Below are 4540 nucleotides of genomic sequence, written 5' to 3' on the forward strand. Positions count from 1 at the left end.
CGGTCCGAAGCCGGATACCGATCCGAACCCCAACCCCGATCCGGGTCCCAAGCCGGACCCCAACCCCAACCCGGCCCCCGGCCCGAAACCGGATCCCCATCCGAACCCCGGTCCCGCCGTGCGCGTGCCGCCGGCGCCGCAGCCGGCCTTGCACTCGCCGGGCGCCCAGCGGGAGGGCCTGCTCGGCAGCGCCGGGGAGATCCGCATCGGCGCGCTCGAGGCGGACGGGCGCTGGGAGTATTCGCTCGACGAGGGCAAGACCTGGCATGCCGGCAGCGGCTTGGTGATCGCCCCATCGGCCTTGGGCACGGACGGCAGCAAGTCGCTGCAAGTGGTGCAGATCAGCGCGGACGGCCACCGCAGCCCGGTGGCCAGCCTGAGATTCGACATGGACACCATCGCGCCGCCAGGGGCTGGCCTGACGCTGATCTCGGATACCGGCAGCTCCGCCACCGATGGCTGGACGAACGACGGCCGCATCCGCATCGACGGCCTGGAGCCGGACGCGCGCTGGCAGTACAGCGTGGACGGCGGCGCGACCTGGTGGAACGGGACGGACGCGACGCTGTCCACCGCGCAACTCGGTGCCGACGGCGCCAAGGACATCCGCGTCCGGCAGGTGGATCCCGCGGGCAACGAGGGTCCGGTCACCACCCTGAGCCTCCTGCTCGACACCCGCGCGGCGGAGCTGACGCTCGCGCTCGCGATGGACACCGGGCTGTCGGCGTCCGACGGCATCACGCGCGACGCGACGGTGAAGGTGAACGGCCTGGAGTCCGGCTTGCGCTGGGAGTACCGGATCGATGACGGTCCGTGGGTGACCGGGACCGGCGACACGATCGCGGCGTCGGAGTTCGGCACGACGGCGGGCGGGCGCCGGGTCGAGGTGCGGCATGTCGACGGCGCCGGCAATCGCGGCACGGCCGCGCTCGACTTCGTCCTGGACACCCACACCGTGTCGCCGGGCGTCCAGTTGGCGGTCGACTCCGGCGTGTCCGGGGACAAGCGGACCAACGACCCCACCGTGCTGGTCAGCGGCCTGGAGAGCCTCGCGATCTGGGATTACCAGATCAACGGCGGCGAATGGCGGCGCGGTCACGGGGATCGCATCGACAAGGCCGCCTTCGACGGCGTGGCGGACGGCTACCAACTGATCCGCGTGCGGCAGATCGATGCGGCGGGCAATGAAGCCGGTTCGACCCTCGCCTTCGACCTGCGCCGCCAGGCCGCCGCGCCGACCGTGTCCCTGGTGAACGACACCGGAACGGCCGATGACCGGATCACCCGCGACGGCACGCTGCGGGTGCTCGACATCGAATGGGGCGGCAGCTGGGACTACCGCATCAACGGCGGGGAATGGAAGACCGGATCCGGCGTTCTCATCGATGGGCGGGAATTCGAGCGCGCAACGGACGGCTGGCAGCGCGTGGAGGTCCGGCACCTGGACGCGGTGGGCAACCAGGCGACGACGGTGTACGAGTTCCAGCTGGACCGCGTCGCGCCGCCGCCGAGCGTCGCGCTGGCCAATGACACCGGCGTGGCGGACGACCGGCTCACGCGCGACGGCACGGTGATCGTCGGTGGTCTCGAGCCGGACTGCCGCTGGGAGTACCGCATCGATGGCGGCGCGTGGCGGGCCGGCGTCGACAGCCGTATCGCGGCGAGCGAGTTCGGCGCCGACGGCGCCCACAAGATCGAGGTGCGCCAGATCGACATCGCGGGCAACGCGAGCACCGCGACGCTGGACTTCACGCTGGACTGGCACGTCGGCCCGATCGAGGCCGCGCTGGTGAACGACTCCGGCATCGTCGGCGACCGCATCACCAACGACGCCACCATCGCCGTGACCGGCGTCGAGCCGGGCAACCGCTGGGAATACCGCATCGCCGGCGGCGCCTGGAAGGCGGGCACCGGCGACCGCATCGCGGCCAGCGAGTTCGGCGCCGACGGCCGCTACGCCGTCGAGCTTCGCCAGACCGACCCGGCCGGGAACGAGAGTTCCGCCACGTTCGATTTCACGCTGGACCGGCAAGCCGGCGCCTTGTCGGCGGCGCTGGTGAATGATTCCGGAACGGCCGGCGATCGGATCACCAACGATGCCGCCATCGCCGTGGGCGGCCTGGACGCGAGCAGGACCTGGGAGTACCGCATCGGCAACGGCGCCTGGAAGACCGGCAGTGGCGACCGCATCCCGGCCACCGAGTTCGCCAAGGACGGACCCTGCACCGTCGAGGTGAGGCAGGCCAACAGCGCGGGCAACATGGGCACGGCGACGCTCGACTTCACGCTGGACCGGCAGGTCGACCCGATCGCGGTCGCGCTGCTGAACGACTCCGGCGTCGCCGCTGACCGCATCACCAACGACGCCACCATCGCCGTGACCGGTGTCGAGCTGGGCAACCGCTGGGAGTACCGCATCGGTGGCGGCGCCTGGACGACCGGCAGCGGCGACCGCATCGCGGCCAGCGAGTTCGGCGCCGACGGTACCAAGTCCCTGGAGGTCCGGCAGATCGACGTCGCGGGCAACGTGAGCACCGCGATGCTGGATTTCACGCTGGATCGGCAGGGCCCTCCGCTCGCGCTCGCTTTGGTGAAGGACTCGGGCACTGCCGGCGACCGTGTCACCAACGAGGCCGGCATCGTCGTGACCGGCCTCGAGCCGGGCCATCGCTGGGAATACCGCATCGGCGGCAGCGCCTGGAGAACCGGCAGCGGCGACCGCATCGCCGCCAGCGAGTTCCACATCGACACCACCTACACCGTCGAGGTTCGCCAGGCCGACGTTGCCGGCAACGTCAGCGGCGCGACGCTGAACTTCACGCTCGACCGGGTCGTGGGCGCGCCGACGCTGAGCCTGGCGCAGGACACCGGTGTCAGCGCCACCGACGGGATCACCTCGATGGCGACGGTCAACGTGCAGGGCCTGGAGGACGACGCCGGGTGGCAGTACAGCCGCGACGGCCTCAGTTGGACCACCGGCACCGGGACGTCCATCGCCGCGAGCGAGTTCTCCGGCGATGGGGACAAGCGGGTGCTGGTGCGGCAGGTCGATCTCGCCGGCAATATCAGCGCCGCGACCGAGCTGAAGTTCAGCTTGGACACCAAGGCCGAAGCGCCGACCTTGACCTTCAATTCCGCGGCCCGGACTTACTGGGCAAACCGGCCAGGCAATTTTCCGGAAGTGGAGCAGTTCTACCTGGCCAGCAAGGCGCTCAATGCCAACGGATCCATCGACGTGGGCCTGGAGTCGGCAGCCAGTGGCTCTACAGCCTCAATGGGGGGCAGGATTGGTGGAGCGGCGCCGGCAGCAACTTCAAGCCGCCAGCGCAGCTGTCGCCGGGGCGCCATGAATTGCTGGTCCGGCAGGTCGACATCGCGGGCAACGAGAGCGGGATCCGGCGCCTGGAGTTCGACTACGACACCACCGCGCCCACGGTGGTCGCGGATCGTGGCAAGGATGGCAGCTTGACGGTGACCTCGCAGGAAGATGTCGAGCTGGTGTTCGTGAGCTACGGCAAGAGCCTCGTGAATGTTCAGGATTGGCAACCCGGTGCGGTGAGCAGCGGCCAGCTCATGATGTTTGCTGCCGGCAGCCGAAGTGTTCGCAGCAACATGCATGGCGCTCTGCGGCTCTACGCCATCGACAGCGCGGGCAATGCCATGGAGGTGCCGGTGAAGATGAGCTCGGAGCCGGCGAGCCTCCAGCCTGCGCTGGTCATGCGACTGGACGAGTCCTCAGGCGGCAAATGGGCGTTGAACCATGAGGAACGCGGTACGGCGGGCAACGACGTGCTGAACGCCTCCCCGGACAGTGACTTCTTCACCGGCGGGGCCGGCGCCGACACCTTCCGATGGTTCAAGGGGCAGACCGGCGTGGACCTCGTCCTCGACTACAAGCGCAGCGAGGGCGACGTGCTCGACCTGAGCGCGTTGACCGCTGGCTATACCGAAGCGACGCGCGACGACTTCTTCTTCAAGGAGGTGCTCAAGGACGGCACGATCGCGCTGACGGTCACGAGCGAGGGCGGGCGCGGGATCTACGGGTTGTCGATCCTGGTCACGGCGCTCGATGGCGATGCCTTGCTGTCCGTGAAGACCGCCTCCGGCATGGCCGTCATCTGACGAGAGGGAGGCGGCGGTCCGGCTGCCGCCTCACATCGCCTTGAACAGATGCCCGTACATCCGGCTCACCGCCAGCTTCTCCGGCCGGTGGCGCAGCCGCAGGGTCAGCTTGCCGGTGTCATCGCGATGCACGCGGTCGATGGCGTCGACATGCACGATGTGTCCGCGGTGCACCTGCCAGAAGCGCTGCGCATCGAGCTGCGGGAGCAGCTCGCGCAGCGAGATCCGCACCAGGTATTCCTGGTCCGCCGTCATCACGCGGACGTACTTGTCCGCCGCCTCCAGGTAGACGACCTCGTCCAGCGGCACCAGCACGATGGCGTCGCCGACGCCGACCTGCAGGTGCCGCAGCGGCGCGACGGGGCCGCCGCCCGCCGGCTTCGGGCTCGCGGCCTGCACGCCCAGCAAGCCACGCAGT

General features: G+C 69.7%; 2 protein-coding genes and 1 pseudogene (1 of these 3 cut by a window edge). 2 read left to right on the forward strand and 1 reads right to left on the reverse strand.

Annotated elements, in window-relative coordinates; genetic code table 11:
- Positions 1 to 3469 (forward strand): Ig-like domain-containing protein (locus FUT87_RS15450; protein WP_255511862.1); only part of this gene is annotated, 3469 nt, incomplete at its 5' end.
- 2 nt (positions 3470 to 3471) lie between these two features.
- A complete protein-coding gene (locus FUT87_RS15455; protein ID WP_255511863.1) occupies positions 3472 to 4122 on the forward strand; it encodes a hypothetical protein in 651 nt (216 codons plus the stop codon).
- Positions 4123 to 4152: 30 nt separating this feature from the next.
- Here the strand turns inward: FUT87_RS15455 and FUT87_RS15460 are convergent.
- Positions 4153 to 4540 (reverse strand): annotated as a pseudogene (locus FUT87_RS15460) (LytR/AlgR family response regulator transcription factor); it runs 373 nt beyond the window's last position.

Source organism: Mitsuaria sp. TWR114, from assembly GCF_007997345.1.